The organism is Nocardioides sp. (genome assembly GCF_025964975.1).
Lineage (GTDB): Bacteria > Actinomycetota > Actinomycetes > Propionibacteriales > Nocardioidaceae > Nocardioides.
Map to the genome: position 1 here is coordinate 1 of NZ_JAOPXV010000204.1, position 19,079 is coordinate 19,079.

Sequence of the window (19,079 nt, forward strand, 5' to 3'; positions counted from 1 at the left end):
CGGCCTCGCGCACGGAGTGGGTGTCGACAAGCTCGTCGCCCTGGTGGAGGTAGCCGATCTCGACGCCACGGTTCATCGAGACCCGGCCGGCGTCGGGCTCCTCGAGGCCAGTCATCACCTCGAGCAGGGTGGTCTTGCCGTCGCCGTTGCGACCGACGATGCCGATGCGCTCCCCGACACTGATGCCGAGCGAGACCTCGCTCAGCAACGGTCGGATGCCGTAGGCCTTGGAGACCTTTTCGAGGTTGATCAGGTTGGCCATCAGGGAAGCTCCAGGAAGTGTGCGCCGGCCACAGGGCCGTTCGCGATGAGTACGACGTCGTGCCCTGCGCCACGCAGGCCGGCGACGACCGCATGTGCCCCGTCGAGGGAGTCGCACAGGAAGATGCAGGTCGGGCCGGAGCCCGAGACGAGGCCGCGCAGAGCGCCCTCCCTCTCACCCCGCTCGATCAGGATGCCGAGGTCCGGGCGCAGGTCGATCGCCGGCCCCTGGAGGTCGTTGTGCAGGGTGCGAGCCAGCCGGAGCGGCTCGCCGCTGGCCAGCGCGGACAGCAGGTCGGCGGGTTCGGCCGGTTCGGCCAGCGCGTGGGGGAAGAGACGGTCGAAGTGCCGGTAGACGTCCGGCGTCGACAAGCCGAGCCTCGACGGCACGGCGACCCACCACCACGTGCCCTGGTCGTCGAGGGGTTGCACCAGCTCACCGCGGCCGCGACCACGCGCCGTACCCCCGACCAAGGAGAACGGGACGTCGCTTCCCAGCTCGGCCGCGAGCTCGAGGAGCACCTCGTCGGACAGTCCACAGCCGTGCAGTCGGTCATAGGCCAGCAGCGTCGCTGCGGCGTCGGCCGAGCCCCCTGCCATCCCGCCGGCCACGGGGATCGACTTGATGAGGTCGAGGCGTTCGTGGCCGTCGCGGCCGGAGTGCGCGCGGACCAGATCCAACGCGCGGATGGCGATGTTCTCCGAGGCCGAGGGGATGTCTGCGGGGTCGATGTAGTCGGCCGTCTCGAGGACGATCCCCGTGTGGTGATGGGCGGTCATCGTGACGTCGTCGTAGAGCCCGATCGCCTGGTAGACGGTGTCGAGGGGGTGGAAACCGTCGGCGCGCACCGCGCCCACGCCGAGGTGCAGGTTGATCTTCGCGGCGGCGCGGACCGAGACGGAGACCGGCGAGCGGAGTGCGGTCACCACGGCATGCCCTCGGCGATCCGGGCGAAGTCGGCCACGGTCAGGACCTCGCCGCGAGCCGTCGGGTCGATGCCCGCCTGCCCCAGGGCATGCTCGGCTGCTTCGCTCGAGCCGGCCAACGGGCGCAGTGCCGCGCGGATCTGCTTGCGGCGGTGGGCGAAGGCTGCATCGACCACCGTGAAGACCTGCGTGCGCGTCGCACTGGTGGACGGTGGGTCGCACCGGGTCCACGCGACCAGGCCGGAGGCGACGTTGGGCGCCGGCCAGAAGACGTTGCGCCCGATCGCGCCGGCGCGGCGCACATCGGCGAACCAGGCGGCCTTGACCGACGGGATGCCATAGACCTTCGACCCGGGTCCGGCGGCCAGCCGGTCGGCCACCTCGGCCTGCACCATCACCAGCCCGCGCTCGAGCGCCGGCAGGAGGGTGAGCATGTGGATGAGGACCGGCACCGACACGTTGTAGGGCAGGTTGGCGACCAGAGCTGTGGGCGGCGGGCCGGGGATCTCCTCGATCCGCATGGCGTCGCCCAGCACCACCTCGAAGGCGCCCGCCTGCTGGGGTGCGAACTCGGCGATGGTCGCCGGCAGGCGCCCGGCCAGCAACGGGTCGATCTCGACGGCCACCACCCGCTGGGCGACCTCGAGCAGGCCCAGGGTCAACGAGCCCAGACCCGGCCCGACCTCCAGCACGACGTCGTGCGGTTCGATCCCCGAGTCGCGCACGATCCGGCGCACGGTGTTGGCGTCGATGACGAAGTTCTGGCCACGCTGCTTGGTCGGACGCAGGTCCAGCTCGGCGGCCAGTGCTCGCACCTCCGCCGGCCCGAGGAGCCTCGGACCGGCGGAAGGGGTTGTCATGTGCCAGAGCCTAGAGGCCCCCGAAGTCCTCAGCGGGGCAGGCCCAGCTTGCTCGAACAGCCCGGCCAGGCGCCGTACCCGCCCGAGGCGTCGCGCAGCTTGGTCGCGATCGCGATCTGGGTCTCCCGCGACGCGCTGCTGGGCAGGCCGGTGCCGCCGTACGCCTGCCAGGTGCCCAGGCTGAACTGGAGGCCGCCGTAATAGCCGTTGCCGGTGTTGATCGCCCAGTTGCCGCCGGACTCGCACTGTGCGAGGGCGTCCCAGACGGTGCTCCCGCCGGCGAAGTTGGTCGAGCTCACGGGCTCCGGCTTGTCCTTGGTGCCCACCTTGACGACCGCGTTGACGGGCTTGCGGACGACCTCGGACCGCACGACCCGGGACGCGACGGTCTTGCCGTTGCGCACGGTCAGCTTGTAGGTGACGTCGCGCAGGCCGGGACGACCCGAGCGGGCGACCTCGTCCTCTCCCTCGTACATCGAGGCGTCCGCGCGCTCGACGGTGGTGAAGTCGACGGACTCGTTGCGGACCCGCTTGGTGACGATGCGGACGTCGGTGAGGACGATCTTGTCGCCGTCGGCGACCTCGGAGCCCAGGCGGGGCTTGACGACGTCGTGCTTGGAGACCTTGACGCCGAGCTCCTCGAAGACCTCGGCCACCGTCAGCGCCGTGATCTTGTGCTTCTCGACGCGCTGCTTGCCGACCTCGACCTCGAGGTTCTTCGGCGTCGTGATCTCGAGGCGGGTCCCGCTGCGGGAGATCGTGGCGTTGCGGCTCATCGAGAGGTCGGAGGTGGAGAAGCCGCGGCCGACCTCGCCGAGGGCGCTGGCCACGTCGGTCGCATTGACCCAGTGGGTGGTCTCCTCGCCGTCGACGATGAGCTCGAACGGACGGGCGAAGTGGACCGAGATGCGGGTGCCGTCGTCGACGGTCTCGTCGAGCGGGGGCGCGACGCGGTCCTTGTCGGTGATCTCGATGCCTTCGGCTGCGAGGACGTCGCCGACGGTGTCGCCGCTGGCGTCCACGGTCTTCGTCTGTCCGTCGAGGGACAAGGTCACCGACTTGGTGAGGGCTGCGTAGCCCAGCGTCGAGCCGCCGATGGCGACGACGATGGCGGCCACGAGGGTTGCCAGGAGTGCTTTGGAGGTGCTGAGGCGTGCAATGCGTGCGCGCACGATGCTCCGAACGTCGTACTTCCCGGGCCTCGGAACGTCAGCGCGCCCACGTGCATCTCCGACCGCCGGGGGTGGCGGACCTAGGTGCGAGCGGGGGACTCGCGGAGAGGCTCATACCGCCCTCCGGGCGCTGGCGGATCTTTTCCGATCCCGGCCAACAATCACAGGACGATAACGGGCAGGTGGGGTGGTTCAAAGTCGAACGGCAGAATTCGGGTGGGCGAGTGACCAGTGTCTCGCCCTCCGGTGCTCCTTCTCGCCCCTCCTACCAGGCCCCGCCGAAGGCCTGCTCGGTGTTGACGTCGAGGGCGTGGCACAGACCTTCCAGCTCGTCGCCTCGGACCTCGGCCATCGCCCGGACGACGTGCGGCACGAGGTAGGACGCGTTGGGGCGACCGCGGTAGGGCGTGGGGGCGAGGAAGGGCGCATCCGTCTCGACGAGGATCCGGTGGAGTGGGGCGAAGGACAGCGCCTCGCGGATGTTCGAGGCGTTCTTGAAGGTGATGGTGCCCGCGAAGCTCAGGTGCGCGCCCCGGTCAAGGCACGCGCGCGCGAACTCCGCGTCGCCGGAGAAGCAGTGCATCACCCAACGCTCAGGCGCACCCTCCTCATCGAGGATCTGCAGGACCTCGGCATGGGCGTCGCGGTCGTGGACCACCAAGGTCTTGTCGAGCCGCTTGGCGAGGTCGATGTGCCGCCGGAAGCTCTCCTGCTGCACGGCGAGACCATCGGCACCCGTCCGGAAGTGGTCGAGTCCCGTCTCTCCCACGGCGCGCACCTTGTCGTGGGCGCCGGCCAGTTCCTCGATCTCCGCCATCGCTGCGTCGAGGTCGGCCACGCGGGGCGCCTCGTTGGGGTGCAGCGCGACCCCGGCGATCAGCTCCGGGTGCTCGGCAGCCGCGGCGACGGCCCACCGGGCGCCCGGCAGGTCGCACCCGATCTGCACGATGCGGCCTACGTTGACGCTCGTCGCGAGATCGATGGCCTCGCGGGTCGCCAGCCACTCCCCGTCGGCGATGTCAAGGTGGCAGTGGTTGTCGACGACGGGCAGCGGCAGCGGGTCGGGTGCCGGCGGGCGCTCCCGGTCTCGGCGCGCCCCGGACGTCTCCTCGGTCGCTGCGCGGACGCGGGTCGGCTCGTTCGTCGCCCCGTTCGCGGAGTCATCTGTGGACAAGGTCGTACACCTCTCGTCTGGGGACGCCGGACCTGCGCGCCACGTCCGCGATCGCTTCCTTGCGGGTGGCCCCCGAGGCCTCCTCCTCGGCCACGGCGGCACGCAGGGACTCGGGGTCGCTGTCGACCTCGGCCCGTGCAAGAGCACCCGCCACGACGATGGTGACCTCTCCCCGGACACCTTCAGCGGCCCACGCCACGAGGTCGGCGAGCGGGCCGCGGCGTACCTCTTCGTGCGTCTTGGTGAGCTCGCGGCACACGGCGGCAGCCCGGTCGCCACCCCACGACTCGGCCATGGCAGCGAGGGCAGCCTGGGTGCGATGGGGCGCCTCGAAGAAGACCATCGTCCGCTCCTCGCGGAGCAGCCCGGAGAGCCGGCGGCTCCGCTCACCGGCCTTGCGCGGCAGGAAGCCCTCGAAGCAGAACCGGTCGACGGGGAGTCCGCTCACCGCGAGCGCGGTCAGCACGGCGCTCGGGCCGGGGACCGCAGTGACCCGGATGTCGTGCTCGACCGCGGCGACGACGAGCCGGTAGCCGGGGTCGGAGACGCTGGGCATCCCCGCGTCGGTCACCAGCACCACCCGCTCGCCCGCCAGCAGCGCCGCCAGCAGGACGGGGGTGCGGGCCGACTCGTTGCCCTCGAAGTAGGACACGACGCGCCCGGTGAGGGTGACGCCCAGCTCGCTGGTGAGCCGCTTGAGCCGGCGCGTGTCCTCAGCCGCGACCACGTCGGCGGCCGCGAGCTCGGCGGCGAGCCGGGGTGGGGCATCGCCGGTCTGCCCGATCGGGGTCGCGGCCAGCACGAGAACTCCCTGGGCGGACCCGGTGTCGGACCCTGTGTCTGGCATGGACCGATCATGTCAGGGCCCTCGACGTGGACGTTCTAGAGTCGCCTCGTGTCCGCTCCCGCTGCCGCTGGCCTCTCGCGCACCGCCGCGGGCAGCGAGGTGCCCTCGGCGCAGGAGCGTGCGCGACCGCGCTGGCGCTCCGAGGACCCGCTCATCGGCTGGACGCTCGCCCTCGCGCTGACCGGGCTGGCGTTCTTCCTCCGTTGGTGGAAGCTCGGCACTCCGCACCAGTTCAGCTTCGATGAGACGTACTACGCCAAGGACGCGTGGTCGATGCTCAACCACGGCTACGTCCGGACCTACGTCGAGGACGCGGACAAGACGATCCTCAACGGGAGCCCGACCGGGTTGTGGCAGGACGACCCGTCGATGGTGGTCCATCCCGAGGTCGGGAAGTGGATCATCGCGCTGGGCGAGAAGGCCTTCGGCATGGACCCCTTCGGCTGGCGCATCGCCGCTGCCGTGGTGGGCTCGCTGATGGTGCTGCTGATGTGTCGCTTCGTGCGCCGCGTGACCGGCTCGACCGCGCTCGGGCTGGTCGGTGGGCTCCTGCTCGCCCTGGACGGGCTGCAGCTCGTGCTGTCCCGGCTCGCTCTGCTCGACATCTTCCTCGCCTTCTTCATCCTGCTGGGGGTCCACTGTGTCGTCGCGGACCGACAGTGGTTCCGAGCGCGGCTTGCCCAGGGCGCCACCCGCGCTCTCCTCAGGCCATGGCTGCTGGCGGCTGGTGTCAGCTTCGGTCTCGCCGTCGGCACCAAGTGGACGGCCCTGTTCCCCCTCGCCGCGTTCGGCCTGCTGCTGACCGCGTGGAACTACGGCGCCCGACGGTCGTTCGGGCATCCGAACGCCGTGGTGAAGGCGCTCCTCGTCGACGGCCCCATCGCCTTCGTCAGCCTGGTGATGGTCGCGTTCGTCGTCTACGTCAGCACCTGGACCGGCTGGATGATGAACGCCGGGGAGTACGAGGAGACACTCAGCGACACGCAGTACACGACGTATGGCGATGGCTTGGCCTGGTCGACGGCCAGCGAGCCCGATGCCAGTGGTGCGGGCGAGGTGTGGCAGTCGCTGCGCTCGCTCGCGAACTACCACCAGGACGTCTACGCCTTCCACTCCCACTTCCTCAACGACAGCACCCACGTCTACGCCTCGAAGCCCGGCGGCTGGCTGCTGATGAGCCGTCCCGTAGGGGTCGACGCACAGCTGGACATCCGGCCCGGGACCATGGGCTGCGAAGCGCCGGCGGGCTCGACCTGCCTGCGCCAGGTGCTGCTGCTCGGCAACCCCCTGATCTGGTGGGCGGGGTCGGTGGCCCTGGCCTTCGGGGTCGTCCGCTGGCTCGGCGGGCGCGACTGGCGCTTCGGGGTCGGCGTCGTCGGCGTGGCGTCGACGTGGTTGCCCTGGCTGTTGTACGACGACCGGCCGATCTTCATCTTCTATGCGATCGCCTGCCTGCCGTTCCTCGTGCTGGCGCTGACGTTGGCCCTCGGGAGCATGGTCGGCCCGACCGACGTGGTCAGCCCTCGGCGTACGACCGGGGTCGTCATCGCGGGCTCCTACGTCGTGCTGGTCGTCCTGGCGTTCGCATGGTTCTGGCCGGTGTGGACCGACCAGCTGATCACCCACTCCGAGTGGCTGCAGCGGATCTGGTTCACGCGCTGGATCTGAGGTGCGGGGCTACAATCGGGGCCATCCAGCTGTGTCTGGCCCAGACCTTCGATGCATTCCTGGGAAGGGAGCCGGCGTGACTGTCCCAGCCTCGCGTCGCGCTGTCAGCTCCGTCGTGGCCGACGAGCCCGGCCAGGACGGCGACAAGCCCGATCTCGCGGGGTGGATGCAGCGGTTGTGTCGCGCTGCCACCCGCGAGCTGTCCGCGTCCGGGGTGGGTATGAGCGTGATCTCGGCGGAGGGGGCGTTCAGTGTTCTTGCCTGCTCGAGCCCCGCCAGCGAGACCATCGAGCAGCTGCAGTTCACCCTGGGCGAGGGCCCCTGCCTCGATGCCCATGCCTTCGGCCGCCCGGTCCTGACGCCGGACCTCTCGTACCCCGCGCGCACGCGGTGGCCGGGCTACGCCCCGGCAGCGATGGACCTCGGGGTGCGGGCCGTGTTCGCCTTCCCTCTCCAGGTCGGCGCGGCTCGCCTGGGGGCGCTGGACGTCTTCCGTGAGCAGGCCGGGCCGCTGCCCCCCGCCACCCTGCAGCGTGCCCTGGCCTTCACCGAGGCAGCGATGAAGGCGCTGCTGGCAGCTCAGCAACGCTCTCAGCTGATTTCGCGCTCAGCACTCGGTGTGCTGGAGACTGCCATCGAGGACTCGTTCCTCGTCTACCAGGCCCAAGGGATGGTGCAGGTGCAGCTCGGCGTCAGCCTCGCCGAGGCGATGGTGCGGCTGCGGGCTCACGCCTATGCCGAGGACCGACCCCTGAACGATGTCGCCGCGGACGTGGTGGCGCGTAGAATAGTGTTCGAGTCCGATGGCTGAGAGCGTCAGCCGGCACGCTGCGGAGGGAAAGTCATGATCGCGACCGAGCAGCTCGCCGCGGTGTTCGTGGAGGTGGCCGACACGCTCGTCGACGACTTCGACGTCATCGAGTTCATGCAGATGCTGACCACCCGAACCTCCGAGATGTTCGACGTCACGGCAGCCGGACTGCTCCTGTCCGACCACAACGCCCGGCTCCACCTCATGGCGGCCTCGGACGAGCGCACGGAGATGCTGGAGCTCTTCCAGCTCCAGGCCCATGAAGGTCCCTGCCAGGACTGCTTCAGCACCGGCGTGGCGGTCATTGCCACAGATCTCGCGACGGCTGTCGACCGTTGGCCACACTTCGCCCCCCATGCGGTCGCCGCCGGCTTCGGCGCGGTGCACGCCTTCCCGATGCGCCTGCGCGGCGAGGTCATCGGCGCGCTCAACCTCTTCAGCGACACCGCCACCGAGATGACCGCGTTCGACCGGACGGTCGTCCAGGCCCTGGCGGACGTGGCGACCGTCGGCCTGCTGCAGGAACGAGCCATCCGACGCGCGGAGGTCCTCACCGAGCAGCTCCAGGGCGCGCTGAACAGTCGCATCGCGATCGAGCAGGCCAAGGGTGCCCTGTCGCAGATCCACGGCTGCAGCACCGACCGGGCCTTCGACATGCTGCGCTCCTTTGCACGAGCGCGGGGACGGTCCCTGACGGAGGTCGCCACCGCCGTGACGACCGACTCGGCGGGCGTCAGCGGGCTCACCACGCCACACCGCGGCATCTGACCCCAGGGCGTGTTCCCCGCCCCGGGTCTTCTCGGTTAGCCTTGCGGGACGGTCGAGGTCCAGACCGGTCCCGTTGCCCCAGACCCGGTGACGCCCAACAGATCCGGGTGCCCGTCATGACAACGTCGAAGAATCATGCGCTGCGGCTCGTCGAGCCCAGTGTGCAGGTCGACGAGCAGCCCGACACGCAGCCCGACGAGACTCTTCGGCGCCTCGAGATCACGGTGCAGTCGGGCACCGACATCCATGGGGTCGGGCTGGTCCTTCTCTCCGGCGAGATCGACGCCAGCGCTGCTCCCAGGCTGCGGACCATCGTGGAGAAGCTCGTCAGCGAGCGTCGCCGCTACATCCTCGTCGACCTCGACGACCTCACGTCACGCGATGTCCAGGCCTACGAGGACCTGGTCGAGGGGGCGCGCTGCGCAGTCCATCGGGACGTGACCGTGCTCTTCACGTCCGACCCGCGCTGCCTGCTGATGCTCAAGATCGAGGAAGACCCGCCGTAGCCGGGCCGCCACCGGCCGGCCCCATGGGGGCCTACCGGCACGAGCTCTGGTGGAGGTGAGGGGACTCGAACCCCTGGCCTTCTCGATGCGAACGAGACGCGCTACCAGCTGCGCCACACCCCCAGGCGATTGGAAAGATAGCACCCGCGATTGAGTGCCTCACAATCGTGTCCGCTCACCTGAGCAGGATGCCTTCGATCTCCTCGAGCGCCTGCCGGGCGTAGCCGCGCCACATCGTCGCGAAGGCCGGCATCGCCACCCGGCCGGCGGGTGTGGGGGTCAGCTCCCAGGCCCAGGTGATGCGGGTGCCGGTCCCAGCCGTCTCGAAGGTCCACCGACCGTCGGCGCTGGCCACGAGCGGCTTCATCGGGCCACGGATCGCGGAGATGGTGTAGCCGAAGCTGTGCGGACGGTCGTTCGACGTCAGGGTCTCGAGCATGGTGCCGCCGTCGGCCAGGACGATGGTGCGGGTCTGACCGACGGTTCCCCACTCGCCCTGCTGGTCGCGCACGCGCTTGATCGGTGGGATCGCGAGCCGGCGTCGACGGAAGATCTCGGGCAGCGGATGTGCCAGCACCCGGTCGAAGGCCTCGTCGACCGGGACAGGCACGGCGCGGGACTGGGACAGGCTGACGGTGGGCATACGACCCATCCAATCAGGAACCGGTGGCGCGCCGCTCGGCCTCGGCACGGGCGAGGCGCTCGGACTCCTCCGCGCCGCGGGCCAGGGCACTGTCGTCGTCGTTGCGACCCGAGGACCAGACACCCGTCGATTCCAGGTCGATCGTCTGGACCGTACGCCGCACAGCGGCCGGCTTGGAGACGTAGGTCGGCAAGGTGGTCGGCACCATGTCCCAGGCGCCTTCGGCGCGGTCCGGTTGAGCGTCTTCGGCGCGGTCCGGTTGAGCGCCTTCGGCGAGCGCCTCGACCTCAGGCACCATCGGCGAGTCCGTGGTCTCGGGCAGGTCATCGAGGATCTCGACGGGAATCTCGACGGGGATCGTGATCGTGACGGGGCGCGCGGCGGCCCGCTCGCCCTTGACCATCACCCGGCAGGCGACGAGCCACATGACGAGGAGACCGGCCGGGACGGCGACATAGGGCCAGGTGATCACCTGGGCACCGGCCAGGCCGATGACGACCGTGTTGACGAGCAGGATGGCGGCCAGCACGTTGCGGCGACGCTTGGTGGCCTTGCGAACAGCGTCGCGGCGCGCGGCGTACGACGGCTGGATCGGGGCGACGCTGGAGGCCTTGGTCTCGACCGTCGGCACGGACCGCTGGCGGCCGGGGGTGACGACGAGACGGGCAGCGCGGGCGTTGACGGGTTCGCGTCGCGCCAGCACGCGCATGGTGTGCGAGAAACGGTCGATCGAGCGGCTGCGAACAACATCGTCGTGGTGCTCCAGCGCCTTCGGGATCAGGTAGAGGGCCCAGGCGACCGCCAGGGCAACGAAGATCAGCGCACTCGGGTCCACGACCCCGAGATTAGGTTCGATACCCGCACATGGGACGGATGTCCACAGGTGTGTCGCAAAACAACTGGTGTGACTCGTGGGATCAGCGCCTCAGGAGGACAGCCGCGCCAGCATTCCCCCGGGGCAGTCCTCGACGGTCACCGCGAAGATCCGGTGGTCGCGCCAGTCCCCGTTGATGTGCAGGAACCGGGGGGCATAGCCGACTTCGTGCAGCCCCAGTTTCTCCACCACCCGCAATGAGTTCGTGTTCTCGGGGCGGACGCAGACCTCGATCCGGTGCAGACCTGCCGTGGTGAAGCAGTGGTCGATGACCATGGCCACGGCGGTCGGCATGATGCCCCGGCCGGCCACCGAACGGTCCAGCCAGTAGCCCAACGAGGCGAACTGCGCCGACCCCCGGACGATGTTGTTGACCGTCACCTGACCGACGAAGCGCCCGTCGACCTCGATCGCGAAGGGCATCGACTGACCCTGTCGAGCGAGCTTGCGCAGGCGGCGTACGACCTGCGCGTAGCTGCCGCCTGCGCTGGTCGCCCCCGGCGGCACGGTGGCGTCCCACTGCTTGAGCCAGTCGCCGTTGCGCTGTCGCACCTCACGCCAGGCCTGCGCGTCGGCGCCGACGAGTGGGCGCAGCGTGACTCCGTCATCGGTGAGCCGGGCGGGCCAGCCGGGTGCCGTCGTCATGAGCGTCGGTCGATCAATGGTCGCTGCCGACGATCTGCTCCACGGCGTGCCGCAGCACCGGCGCCAGCACGGTCAAGCCGTCCTTGACGCCACCGCGCGAGCCGGGGAGATTGACCACCAGGCACGAGCCCGCGACCCCGGCCAGTCCGCGCGAGAGGGCGGCCGTGGGGACCCCGTTGGCCAGGCCGTGCGAGCGGATGGCGTCGGCGATCCCGGGGATCTCTCGATCGAGGAGCGGGAGGGTTGCCTCAGGTGTGCGGTCGGTCGGGGTGAGCCCGGTGCCACCCGTGGTCAGCACCACCCGGGCGCCCTCGGCGACGGCGGTGGCGATCGCTGCGCCGACGGGGTCTCCGTCCGGTACGACGACGGGCTGGTCCACGACGAAGCCCTGGTCGGTCAGCCACGCCGTGATCAGGGGGCCCGTCTCGTCGGCATACACGCCGGCTGCGGCCCGGTTGGAGGCCACGACGACGACGGCCTTCATCCGCGCGTCCAGTCGCCGGACCTGCCACCGGACTTCGTCTCCACCCGGACATCGGTGATCACGGCCGCCTTGTCGACCGCCTTGACCATGTCGATGACGGTCAGTGCTGCCACGGCCACGGCCGTCAGTGCCTCCATCTCGACCCCCGTCCGGTCGGTGGTGGCGACGGTCGCCACGATGTCGACCGACGCGTCGGTGACGGTGAGGTCCACGGTGACCGACGACAGCGCGAGCGGATGGCACAAGGGGATCAGCGACGGCGTCTGCTTGGCCCCCATGATCCCCGCGAGCCGGGCGACCGCGAGCGTGTCGCCCTTGGGCACCCCGGCGCCTCGCAGCAGGGTGATCACGGCCTCGGAGACCAGCACGCGGCCGGAGGCAGACGCCGTCCGGGCGGTCACCGCCTTGTCGGACACGTCGACCATGCGAGCAGCGCCCGAGTCGTCGATGTGGGAGAAGGAAGACCCCATCAGAACTCCTCGTCCAGCTTGAGCACCTGCACCATGTCGCCGGCCTGGAGCGCGGTGGTCGCCGCGGGGACGACGATGAGGGCGTTGCTCGCCGCGAGATCCCCCAGGAGGTGCGAGCCGTGGCCACCGACGGGCGAGACGAACGCTCCCCCACGGTCGCTCTCCCAGGAAGCCCGCACCATCTGCTGCTTGCCCTCGGGCGAGGAGATCGCGTGGGTGAGCCGGGCGCGCGACAGCGGGCGAGAGTAGGGGAGCTTGCCCATCATCCGGCGGATCGCCGGCAGCACGAAGGTCTCGAAGGAGACATAGGCAGAGACGGGGTTGCCCGGCAGCGTGAAGATCGGCGTCTGGTCCTCGCCGATGGTGCCGAAACCCTGCGGCTTGCCGGGTTGCATCGCGACGCCGCCGAACCACACCGAGCCCAGCGAGGAGAGGGCCTCCTTGACGACGTCGAAGTCGCCCTCGCTCACGCCCCCGCTGGTGACGACCAGGTCGGCACGGACGAGCTGGTCGCTGAGCGCGTCGGTGAAGGTCCGCGGGTCGTCCGGCACGATCCCGACGCGGTAGGCGATCGCTCCTGCGGCCCGGGCGGCGGCAGCCAGGAGGTAGGAGTTGCCGTCGTAGATCGAGTCGTGACCAAGGTTGGATCCCGGGTCGCGCAGCTCGGACCCGGTGGAGATGACGACCACGCGCGGGCGCGGCCGGCACCGCACGGTGGCCCGCCCGACGGCCGCGAGCAGGCCGAGGTGGCGGGGGCCGAGGACGGTCCCGTGCTCAAGCAGCAGGTCGCCCTCGACGATGTCGTCGCCAGCGACGCGGATGTGCTGGTGCTGCCGCGGTGGCCGGGTGATGCGCACCTGGGCGACACCACGGTCGGTCCACTCGTAGGGCACGACGGCGTCGCAACCGGCGGGCACCCTGGCCCCGGTCATGATCTTCGCTGCCGTGCCGGGCGAGAGGGCCATCAGGCCACCCCGGCCAGCGCCGATCTCCCCGACGACGGGCAGATGGACCGGGGTGTCCTCCGACGCGCCGACCACATCGGCGTACGTCACGGCATAACCGTCCATCCCCGAGTTGTCGAAGCTCGGCAACGACATCGGGGCGGACACGTCCTCGGCCAGGGCGAGGCCCAGGGCGTCCATCAACGCCTGCGGGAACTCAGGCAGCGGCGAGACCGTCGCCAGGACCCGCTCGACGAGGTCAGGGACCGGCAGCAGGTCAGCCATGGGGCCCCAGCACCGTCGATGCCTGAACGCGCTGGGCGGACGGCGCCTTGATCTCGACGTCGCCCACCACGCTGACGTCGCGGCCGAAGGTGACGTCGCCGTCGACCACGAGAGAGGTCGCCCTGCGCAGCGACGGCGCGCCTTCCGGGAAGCGCTTGTCGAAGTCACCGACGAGCTTGTAGTAGTCGCTGTCGAGATCGACGAAGGGCACGCTCTCGGTTGCCTGGTCCAGCACGAAGTCCTGGCCGAGGTCGTAGATGTCGGACCGCAGCACCAGCAGGTCGTTGGTCGTCTTCACCGGCACGAAGCGGTCGCGCCCGACCTCGATGGTGCGAGCACCTTCGAAGATCTCGATCGCGGCCCCCATCGCGGTCTCGACCTGGATCACCTCGGGGGTCGAGGGCTTGCCGGGGTCGAGGTGCTTGACGTTGCGGATCAGGGGCAGTCCGAGGATCCCCTGGCGAGCATCGAGGGTCTCGGTCATCGCCCGGAGGTCGAACCACAGGTTGTTGGTCGAGGTGAACCGGTGCCGGTCGAGGTCGGCCAGCGCCTCCCGGTCGGAGTCGAGGGTCTGAGCGGACTCCCGCAGCACGATCCGACCATCGGACCTGCGCCGGGCGAAGTGCCCGCCCTTGCGGTCCGACTGCGTGCGGCGTACGGCCTCGATCGCGAACGGCGCACCCGTGCCGGCGAACCAGCCCGCGACCCTGGCGTCGGGCACGGCGCCGAGGTTGTCGGAGTTGGACACGAAGACGTGGCGGTAGCCGGCGTCGAGCAGCCGTCCGAGCAGGCCGGCGCCGCGCAGAGCGGTGTAGAGGTCGCCGTGGCCGGGCGGACACCACTCGAGGTCGGGGTTCTTCGGGTAGGCCGCGGGCATGAGGTCGGACGCCAGCAGCTTCGGCACCTTGTTCTGGAGGAACTCCAGCGGCAGGCCGTCGACCTGGAGGTCCTGGTAGCGCGCGAGCGCGGCCATGGTGTCGGAGGAGGTTCGGAAGGAGTTCATGAAGATCAGCGGGAGCGGTGCGGAGTACTTCTCGCGCTGGTGCAGCACCTGCCGGGCGATGATGTCCAGGAAGCTCAGGCCCCTGCGCACACACAGGAGGGACTTGGCGCGGTCCATCCCCATCGAGGTGCCGAGGCCGCCGTTGAGCTTGATGACCGCGGTCCTGCCGATCGCCTCGGCCGCGACGTCGTCGCTCACCTCGACGTCGACCAGCGCCTCCATGTCGAGCGGGTCGATCGTCGACTCGGGGATCATCCCGGTCTCGCCGTGCTCGAGGAGCCGGTAGTAGTGCGCGAAGGTGTCGACGGCGACGGGATCGACGCCGGCGTCCTGCATTTTGGCGCGTGCGATGGCGAGGCCTTTGCTACCCATGCTTCGATCGTAGGCTGATTGCGTGTCAGCACCAGCCGAGCCCCCCGTGCCGCCGGGCGCCAGCGCCGCCAACATCGCCAAGCTCGCCCTGCGGGACCAGGTCCTGACGGCCCGTCGGCGCCGATCGCTGGTCGAGTCGGTGGCGGCCGCCGAGGCGATCGCCGGGCACGTGCTGGCGTGGGACGTCGTACGACGAGCAGGGACCGTGGCCGCCTACGTCGCCGTCGGACGCGAGCCCGGGACGACGCGGGTGCTCGACGAGCTCACCCGCGCCGGCAAGCGGGTGCTGCTCCCGGTCCTGCGGCCCGACAACGACCTCGACTGGGTCGCCTTCACCGGGGAGCTGGTGCCCGCCGCCCGGGGACTGCTCGAGCCGGTGGGCGAGGGGCTCGGGGTGTCCGCCGTCGCGGACGCCGACGTGGTCCTCGTGCCCGGGCTGGCCGCCTCGGTCGACGGGGATCGTCTCGGACGCGGCGGGGGCTCCTACGACCGGGCGCTCGCCCGCGTCGGTGCCGGGGTGCCCGTCGCCGTACTGCTCCACGAGGACGAGACGGGACTGCAGGTGCCGTCCGAGCCCCACGACCGCCGGGTGACCCATGTGGTCACCCCCGCAGGCATCACCCCTTGAGGAGGTCCCCGATGAGGCCGCCGGCGCCACCGTTGCCGCCGGAGCCGGACGCGGGAGCGACCCACTCGTAGGGCTGGACGACGACGAACCCCGGCCCGTGGAAGGAGTACTGGAAGGCCTCGCCCGAGCCGCCGCGCAGCATCGATTTCATGTTCATGCTGGACACGACGTTGGGCACCAGGTTGGACGACCAGGCGACCGCGGCCTGCACGTCGACGAAGGTGGGCTGCTGCGAGCAGTCGAGGAGGACCGGCTTGCCGACCGTGCAGAGCGCGACGGTGCCGGTGCCCCGGACGGTGGTGTTGAACAGGCCCCCAGCCATCATCCCGGCGCCCCGCACCCGGTTGATGTCCCACTCCATCGCGGCGTCGAAGGCCAGCAGGTTGCGCCCGTTCACCGAGATCCCGTCGCCCTCGAGGGTGATGAGGTGGACGTTGCCGGCCTCCTGGGCGAAGAACACCTCGCCCTGCCCCGACACGCGCATCAGCGGAATGTCCTCGCTGGAGACGACCTTCTTGATCAGCTTGGCCATCGAGCCGGACCTCTCGTGGTCGAAGCGCACCTGACCCTGGAAGGCCACCATGCCGCCCTTGACCGCCAGCACGTCAGGACCCAGCGAGACCCGCAGCATGTGGCTGTTCTGGAGGGCGAAGCGCTGCCCGTCGTTGATCTCGAGGTTGTCCGCGGCAAACAGTTCGCTCTTCATGCGGTCAACGTAGCGATCAGTCGTCGGCTGCGGGAGTGAGCACCAAGGTGTTCTCCCCGGCTTCCACGACGGCGTCTCGCGAGAAGGCCCACGGGAGGTAGTCGCCGTTGACGAAGAGCTCGGTCTGGTCGCTGTAGTGGGAGGACCCGGGGTGTCCGGAGACGCCGGTGAGGTTGATGTAGCGGGACCGGTCGAAGTCCGCCAGCGAGACCACCATGCGCATCGACGGCGCCGCGGTGACGCCGTATCCCTCGGCGGCATCCCAGCCCGTCGCGTCGACGATGCCCGAGCCGCCACCGACGCGGTGGTCCTCGCGGTTGAAGAGCCACTCGAGGGGCCTGACACCCGACTCGCCGAGGCTCGAGTGGCGCAGGTCGAGCCGGTGCAGGTCGCCCCAGCTCCACTCGTCCGGCCCGAGAGCCTGCCGGCGGGTGAGCTCGTCGCGGGCGTCCAGCAGGGCTTGGCGCAGGATGTCGTCGCGCGACTCGACGACCTCGTCGGTGGCCCGGTCGTCCCACCACGGACTGAGCGGATCGCGGAGCAGCTCGCTCACCACGGCGAACCAGCGGTCACCGCCGTTGGGCCAGGCCTCTTCAGGGAGGCCGTCATGGAAGGTGAGGCGCAGGAGGTTGCTCCAGACGACGTTGTAGTAGGCCGCCGCGGCGCTGTCCGGAGGCTGCGTGAAGTCCCAGCCCGCCAGCAGCTCCTGGCCGTCGTCGTAGTAGTCGGACCCGAGCTCGTCGATGTCGAGGAGGTAGGGGACCAGGGTCGCCGCCATGGGATTGGCGGTGTCGAGCTGGACGTTCGTCATCTCCGCGACCGAGAGCTCGCCCTCCTCCTCGAGCAGCTGCCGGATCCTGGTGGCGCGGTAGCCGTAGTCCCAGTCGCGGGTCAGGAAGTAGGGGTACTCCTCGCCGATGACCGCCTGGTTGGCGGTGACGATGAATCCCTCCTCGGGGTCGAGGACGTTGGGGAGCCCGTCAAAGGGGATGTAGTCGCCGGTCCAGTCGTTGGCCGAGAGCCAGCCCTCGGCCGGCGTCTCGCCGGTGTTGCCGGACTTGCGGATGGGGACGAGTCCCGGGGCCTGATATCCGATGTGGCCCTCGCGGTCGGCATAGACCATGTTCTGGGCTGGTACGGCGAAGTCGCTGGCCGCGGCCCGGAACTCGTCCCAGTTGCTGGCGCGGTTGAGGGCGAGGACCGCGTCCGCGGTGGTGGTCGGTTGCAGGGCGGTCCACTGGAGCGCTACAGCATATTCGTCGTCCCCCGATGCCGCCGTCGCCGCGGCCTCCGCAGTGGCGCCGACGGTCGTCAGCTCCTCGCTCACGTCGCTGAGGAGGGGACCGTGCCCGGTCTCGCGGATCTCGAGGGTGACCTCGTCGCCGTCTCGCACCTTGATCGTCTCGGTGCGCACCTCCAGCGGGATCTCCTCGCCGTCCTGGATCCAGTTCTCCCCGCGGATCTGCTCGAGATAGAGGTCGGTGACGTCGGGACTGAGGTTGGTGAAGCCCCAGGCGATGTCGGCGTTGTGCCCGATGATCACCCCAGGGACGCCGGCGAAGGTGAAGCCGCTGGACTCGAGGGTGCAGTCTGAGCCGAGCTCTCGACAGTGCAGACCCATCTGCATCCAGATGCCGGGCTGACTGATCCCCAGGTGCGGGTCGTTGGCGAGCAGCGGTCGCCCGGTCGCGCTGTGCTTGCCGTCGACGACCCAGGAGTTGGAGCCGATCCCCTCCCCTCGACCTAGCAGCTCAGGCATCCGGTCCAGCCCCGCGCGGAGGTCGGACAGTGCACGCACCATCGCGGCGCTGGGGGCTGGGCGTCGCGGGTTGCGGGTCGCGTTGCCCGACGCGTTCTGCTCGAAGACGCCGTCCACGACCCCACCCGCCTCGACGATCGGCGGGTGCGTCTCCGGGTCGTAGGCGGGGTAGAGCTCGGCGACCCGCTCGGGTGCGTGGTCAAGGCTGGCAAGGACGCGGTCGATCTCGTCCTCCATGTTGCCCCTGAGGTCCCAGGCCATCGCCTTGAGCCAGGCCAACGAGTCCGCCGGCTCCCACCGCTCGGGCTCGTAGTCGAGTCCACCGAGCCCCAGGATCGTGTATTCCACGGCGATCTCGTTGGTCTCGTTCTGCTCGAGATAGGCGTTGACCCCCTGGGCGTAGGCGGTCAGCGCGTCGCGCGTCGACGTGTCGAGCAGCGCCCATTCCTCCTCGGCCACGCGGCGCCAGCCCATGGTGCGGATGTATTTGTCGGTCTCGATCACCTCCTCGCCGAACAGCTCCGAGAGCCGCCCAGCGGTGACGTGGCGACGGAAGTCCATCTCGAAGAAACGATCCTGGGCGGCGACGAAGCCTTGGGCACGCATCAGGTCGTCGTCGGTGTCCGCATAGATCTGGGGGATGCCGTAGGCGTCGCGGATGACCTCGACCTCCGCGTCGAGACCTGGGAGCGGGAGCTCGCCACCGGTGACGGGCACCGGTCGACGTACGAGGACGACGGCGGTGGTGAGGAGGATCACCAGGAGCAGCACGAGCGCTGCCGCGACATAGGCGGACCAGCGCACGCCGCGTGGTGCCCGGCGCAGCCGGGTGCGGAGCGACGGGGCGGGGGCGGGCTGTTCGTTCATGTCACCTGGCATTGTGCCGTACTCTTGGCAGTCGATCGGGTGGAGTGCCAGCGAGTCGCGGGCCCGCCTGATCTCGCCGTCGACTGCATAGCCCCAAGGGTGCCCACATGCCTACTTACCAATACGCCTGCACTGAATGCCCCCACGCCTTCGATCAGGTCCAGAGCTTCAGCGATGACTCGCTGACCGTGTGTCCTGAGTGCGAGGGCCGACTGCGCAAGGTCTTCAACGCGGTCGGCGTGGTGTTCAAGGGTTCCGGCTTCTACCGCACGGACAGCCGCTCCAGCGACGCGTCGGGCTCGTCGGGCTCGTCCTCCTCGGACTCCCCGAAGTCCGAGTCGAAGTCCGAGTCCACGTCTGGGACCTCCGCCGACTCCGGCTCGTCCACCACGACTTCGGCGCCCG

General features: G+C 70.0%; 21 protein-coding genes and 1 tRNA gene. 6 read left to right on the forward strand and 16 right to left on the reverse strand.

Going from position 1 to position 19,079, the window contains the following annotated elements; all coding sequences use genetic code 11:
• From JWN68_RS15870 to rsmI, 6 genes are all read right to left on the reverse strand, one after another.
• The coding region (locus tag JWN68_RS15870; protein ID WP_297740650.1) for an ATP-binding cassette domain-containing protein at positions 1-262 on the reverse strand (262 nt) is incomplete at its 3' end.
• On the reverse strand, positions 262-1,191 hold the full coding sequence (locus JWN68_RS15875) for a 4-(cytidine 5'-diphospho)-2-C-methyl-D-erythritol kinase (protein ID WP_297740652.1): 930 nt from the start codon (positions 1,189-1,191) through the stop codon (positions 262-264). The genes JWN68_RS15875 and JWN68_RS15870, both read right to left, overlap by 1 nt.
• Positions 1,185-2,048, reverse strand: a complete 864-nt coding sequence (gene rsmA / locus JWN68_RS15880) for a 16S rRNA (adenine(1518)-N(6)/adenine(1519)-N(6))-dimethyltransferase RsmA (RefSeq protein ID WP_297740654.1) — start codon at positions 2,046-2,048, stop codon at positions 1,185-1,187. The genes JWN68_RS15875 and rsmA overlap by 7 nt, the downstream gene beginning before the upstream one ends.
• Before the next feature lie 29 nt (positions 2,049-2,077).
• Positions 2,078-3,220, reverse strand: a complete 1,143-nt coding sequence (locus tag JWN68_RS15885; protein ID WP_297740656.1) for a resuscitation-promoting factor — start codon at positions 3,218-3,220, stop codon at positions 2,078-2,080.
• 265 nt (positions 3,221-3,485) lie between these two features.
• Entirely contained in the window at positions 3,486-4,394 is a 909-nt protein-coding gene (locus JWN68_RS15890; RefSeq protein ID WP_297740658.1) for a TatD family hydrolase, read from the reverse strand.
• Positions 4,381-5,241, reverse strand: coding sequence for a 16S rRNA (cytidine(1402)-2'-O)-methyltransferase (gene rsmI, locus JWN68_RS15895; protein WP_297740660.1), 861 nt, complete (start codon positions 5,239-5,241; stop codon positions 4,381-4,383). Before rsmI ends, JWN68_RS15890 begins: the two co-directional genes overlap by 14 nt.
• A gap of 48 nt (positions 5,242-5,289) precedes the next feature.
• Here rsmI and JWN68_RS15900 point away from each other — a divergent pair, with 48 nt between their 5' ends.
• The 4 genes from JWN68_RS15900 (at position 5,290) to JWN68_RS15915 (ending at position 8,994) form a co-directional block, all read left to right on the forward strand.
• The gene (locus JWN68_RS15900; protein ID WP_297740662.1) at positions 5,290-6,909 is read left to right on the forward strand and encodes a phospholipid carrier-dependent glycosyltransferase; all 1,620 of its coding nucleotides are present in this window, start codon (positions 5,290-5,292) and stop codon (positions 6,907-6,909) included.
• Between the two features lie 76 nt (positions 6,910-6,985).
• Complete coding sequence (locus tag JWN68_RS15905) at positions 6,986-7,720, forward strand: GAF and ANTAR domain-containing protein (RefSeq protein WP_297740664.1); 735 nt, start codon at positions 6,986-6,988, stop codon at positions 7,718-7,720.
• Positions 7,721-7,753: 33 nt separating this feature from the next.
• Entirely contained in the window at positions 7,754-8,488 is a 735-nt protein-coding gene (locus JWN68_RS15910; protein ID WP_297740666.1) for a GAF and ANTAR domain-containing protein, read from the forward strand.
• A 116-nt stretch (positions 8,489-8,604) separates the two neighbouring features.
• A complete protein-coding gene (locus JWN68_RS15915) occupies positions 8,605-8,994 on the forward strand; it encodes a hypothetical protein (protein WP_297740668.1) in 390 nt (129 codons plus the stop codon).
• A gap of 47 nt (positions 8,995-9,041) precedes the next feature.
• Here JWN68_RS15915 and JWN68_RS15920 read toward each other — a convergent pair.
• The 8 genes from JWN68_RS15920 to JWN68_RS15955 all read right to left on the reverse strand — a co-directional run bounded on the left by JWN68_RS15920 (position 9,042) and on the right by JWN68_RS15955 (position 14,714).
• A tRNA-Ala gene (locus tag JWN68_RS15920) sits at positions 9,042-9,117 on the reverse strand.
• Between the two features lie 52 nt (positions 9,118-9,169).
• Positions 9,170-9,637 (reverse strand): SRPBCC family protein, encoded by a 468-nt coding sequence (locus JWN68_RS15925; protein WP_297740670.1) that lies wholly within the window; start codon positions 9,635-9,637, stop codon positions 9,170-9,172.
• Positions 9,638-9,650: 13 nt separating this feature from the next.
• The gene (locus tag JWN68_RS15930; protein WP_297740672.1) at positions 9,651-10,472 is read right to left on the reverse strand and encodes a hypothetical protein; all 822 of its coding nucleotides are present in this window, start codon (positions 10,470-10,472) and stop codon (positions 9,651-9,653) included.
• Between the two features lie 90 nt (positions 10,473-10,562).
• Positions 10,563-11,156, reverse strand: coding sequence for a GNAT family protein (locus JWN68_RS15935; protein ID WP_297740674.1), 594 nt, complete (start codon positions 11,154-11,156; stop codon positions 10,563-10,565).
• A 13-nt stretch (positions 11,157-11,169) separates the two neighbouring features.
• Entirely contained in the window at positions 11,170-11,640 is a 471-nt protein-coding gene (locus JWN68_RS15940) for a molybdenum cofactor synthesis domain-containing protein (RefSeq protein ID WP_297740676.1), read from the reverse strand.
• Positions 11,637-12,110, reverse strand: a complete 474-nt coding sequence (gene moaC, locus JWN68_RS15945) for a cyclic pyranopterin monophosphate synthase MoaC (RefSeq protein WP_297740678.1) — start codon at positions 12,108-12,110, stop codon at positions 11,637-11,639. The genes JWN68_RS15940 and moaC overlap by 4 nt, the downstream gene beginning before the upstream one ends.
• On the reverse strand, positions 12,110-13,339 hold the full coding sequence (gene glp / locus JWN68_RS15950; protein ID WP_297740680.1) for a gephyrin-like molybdotransferase Glp: 1,230 nt from the start codon (positions 13,337-13,339) through the stop codon (positions 12,110-12,112). Before glp ends, moaC begins: the two co-directional genes overlap by 1 nt.
• Positions 13,332-14,714, reverse strand: coding sequence for a UTP--glucose-1-phosphate uridylyltransferase (locus JWN68_RS15955; protein WP_297740682.1), 1,383 nt, complete (start codon positions 14,712-14,714; stop codon positions 13,332-13,334). The genes glp and JWN68_RS15955 overlap by 8 nt, the downstream gene beginning before the upstream one ends.
• Positions 14,715-14,736: 22 nt before the next feature.
• On the opposite strand from JWN68_RS15955, the gene JWN68_RS15960 reads away from it, so the two are divergent.
• Complete coding sequence (locus JWN68_RS15960; protein WP_297740683.1) at positions 14,737-15,342, forward strand: 5-formyltetrahydrofolate cyclo-ligase; 606 nt, start codon at positions 14,737-14,739, stop codon at positions 15,340-15,342.
• On the opposite strand, the gene JWN68_RS15965 is transcribed toward JWN68_RS15960, so the two are convergent.
• Both JWN68_RS15965 and JWN68_RS15970 read right to left on the reverse strand, forming a co-directional pair.
• Complete coding sequence (locus JWN68_RS15965) at positions 15,332-16,048, reverse strand: AIM24 family protein (RefSeq protein WP_297740685.1); 717 nt, start codon at positions 16,046-16,048, stop codon at positions 15,332-15,334. The two genes, JWN68_RS15960 and JWN68_RS15965, sit on opposite strands and share 11 nt — an antisense overlap.
• A gap of 16 nt (positions 16,049-16,064) precedes the next feature.
• A complete protein-coding gene (locus JWN68_RS15970; protein WP_297740687.1) occupies positions 16,065-18,674 on the reverse strand; it encodes a penicillin acylase family protein in 2,610 nt (869 codons plus the stop codon).
• 107 nt (positions 18,675-18,781) lie between these two features.
• Here JWN68_RS15970 and JWN68_RS15975 point away from each other — a divergent pair.
• On the forward strand, positions 18,782-19,079 hold a 298-nt coding region (locus JWN68_RS15975), incomplete at its 3' end, for an FmdB family zinc ribbon protein (protein WP_297740689.1).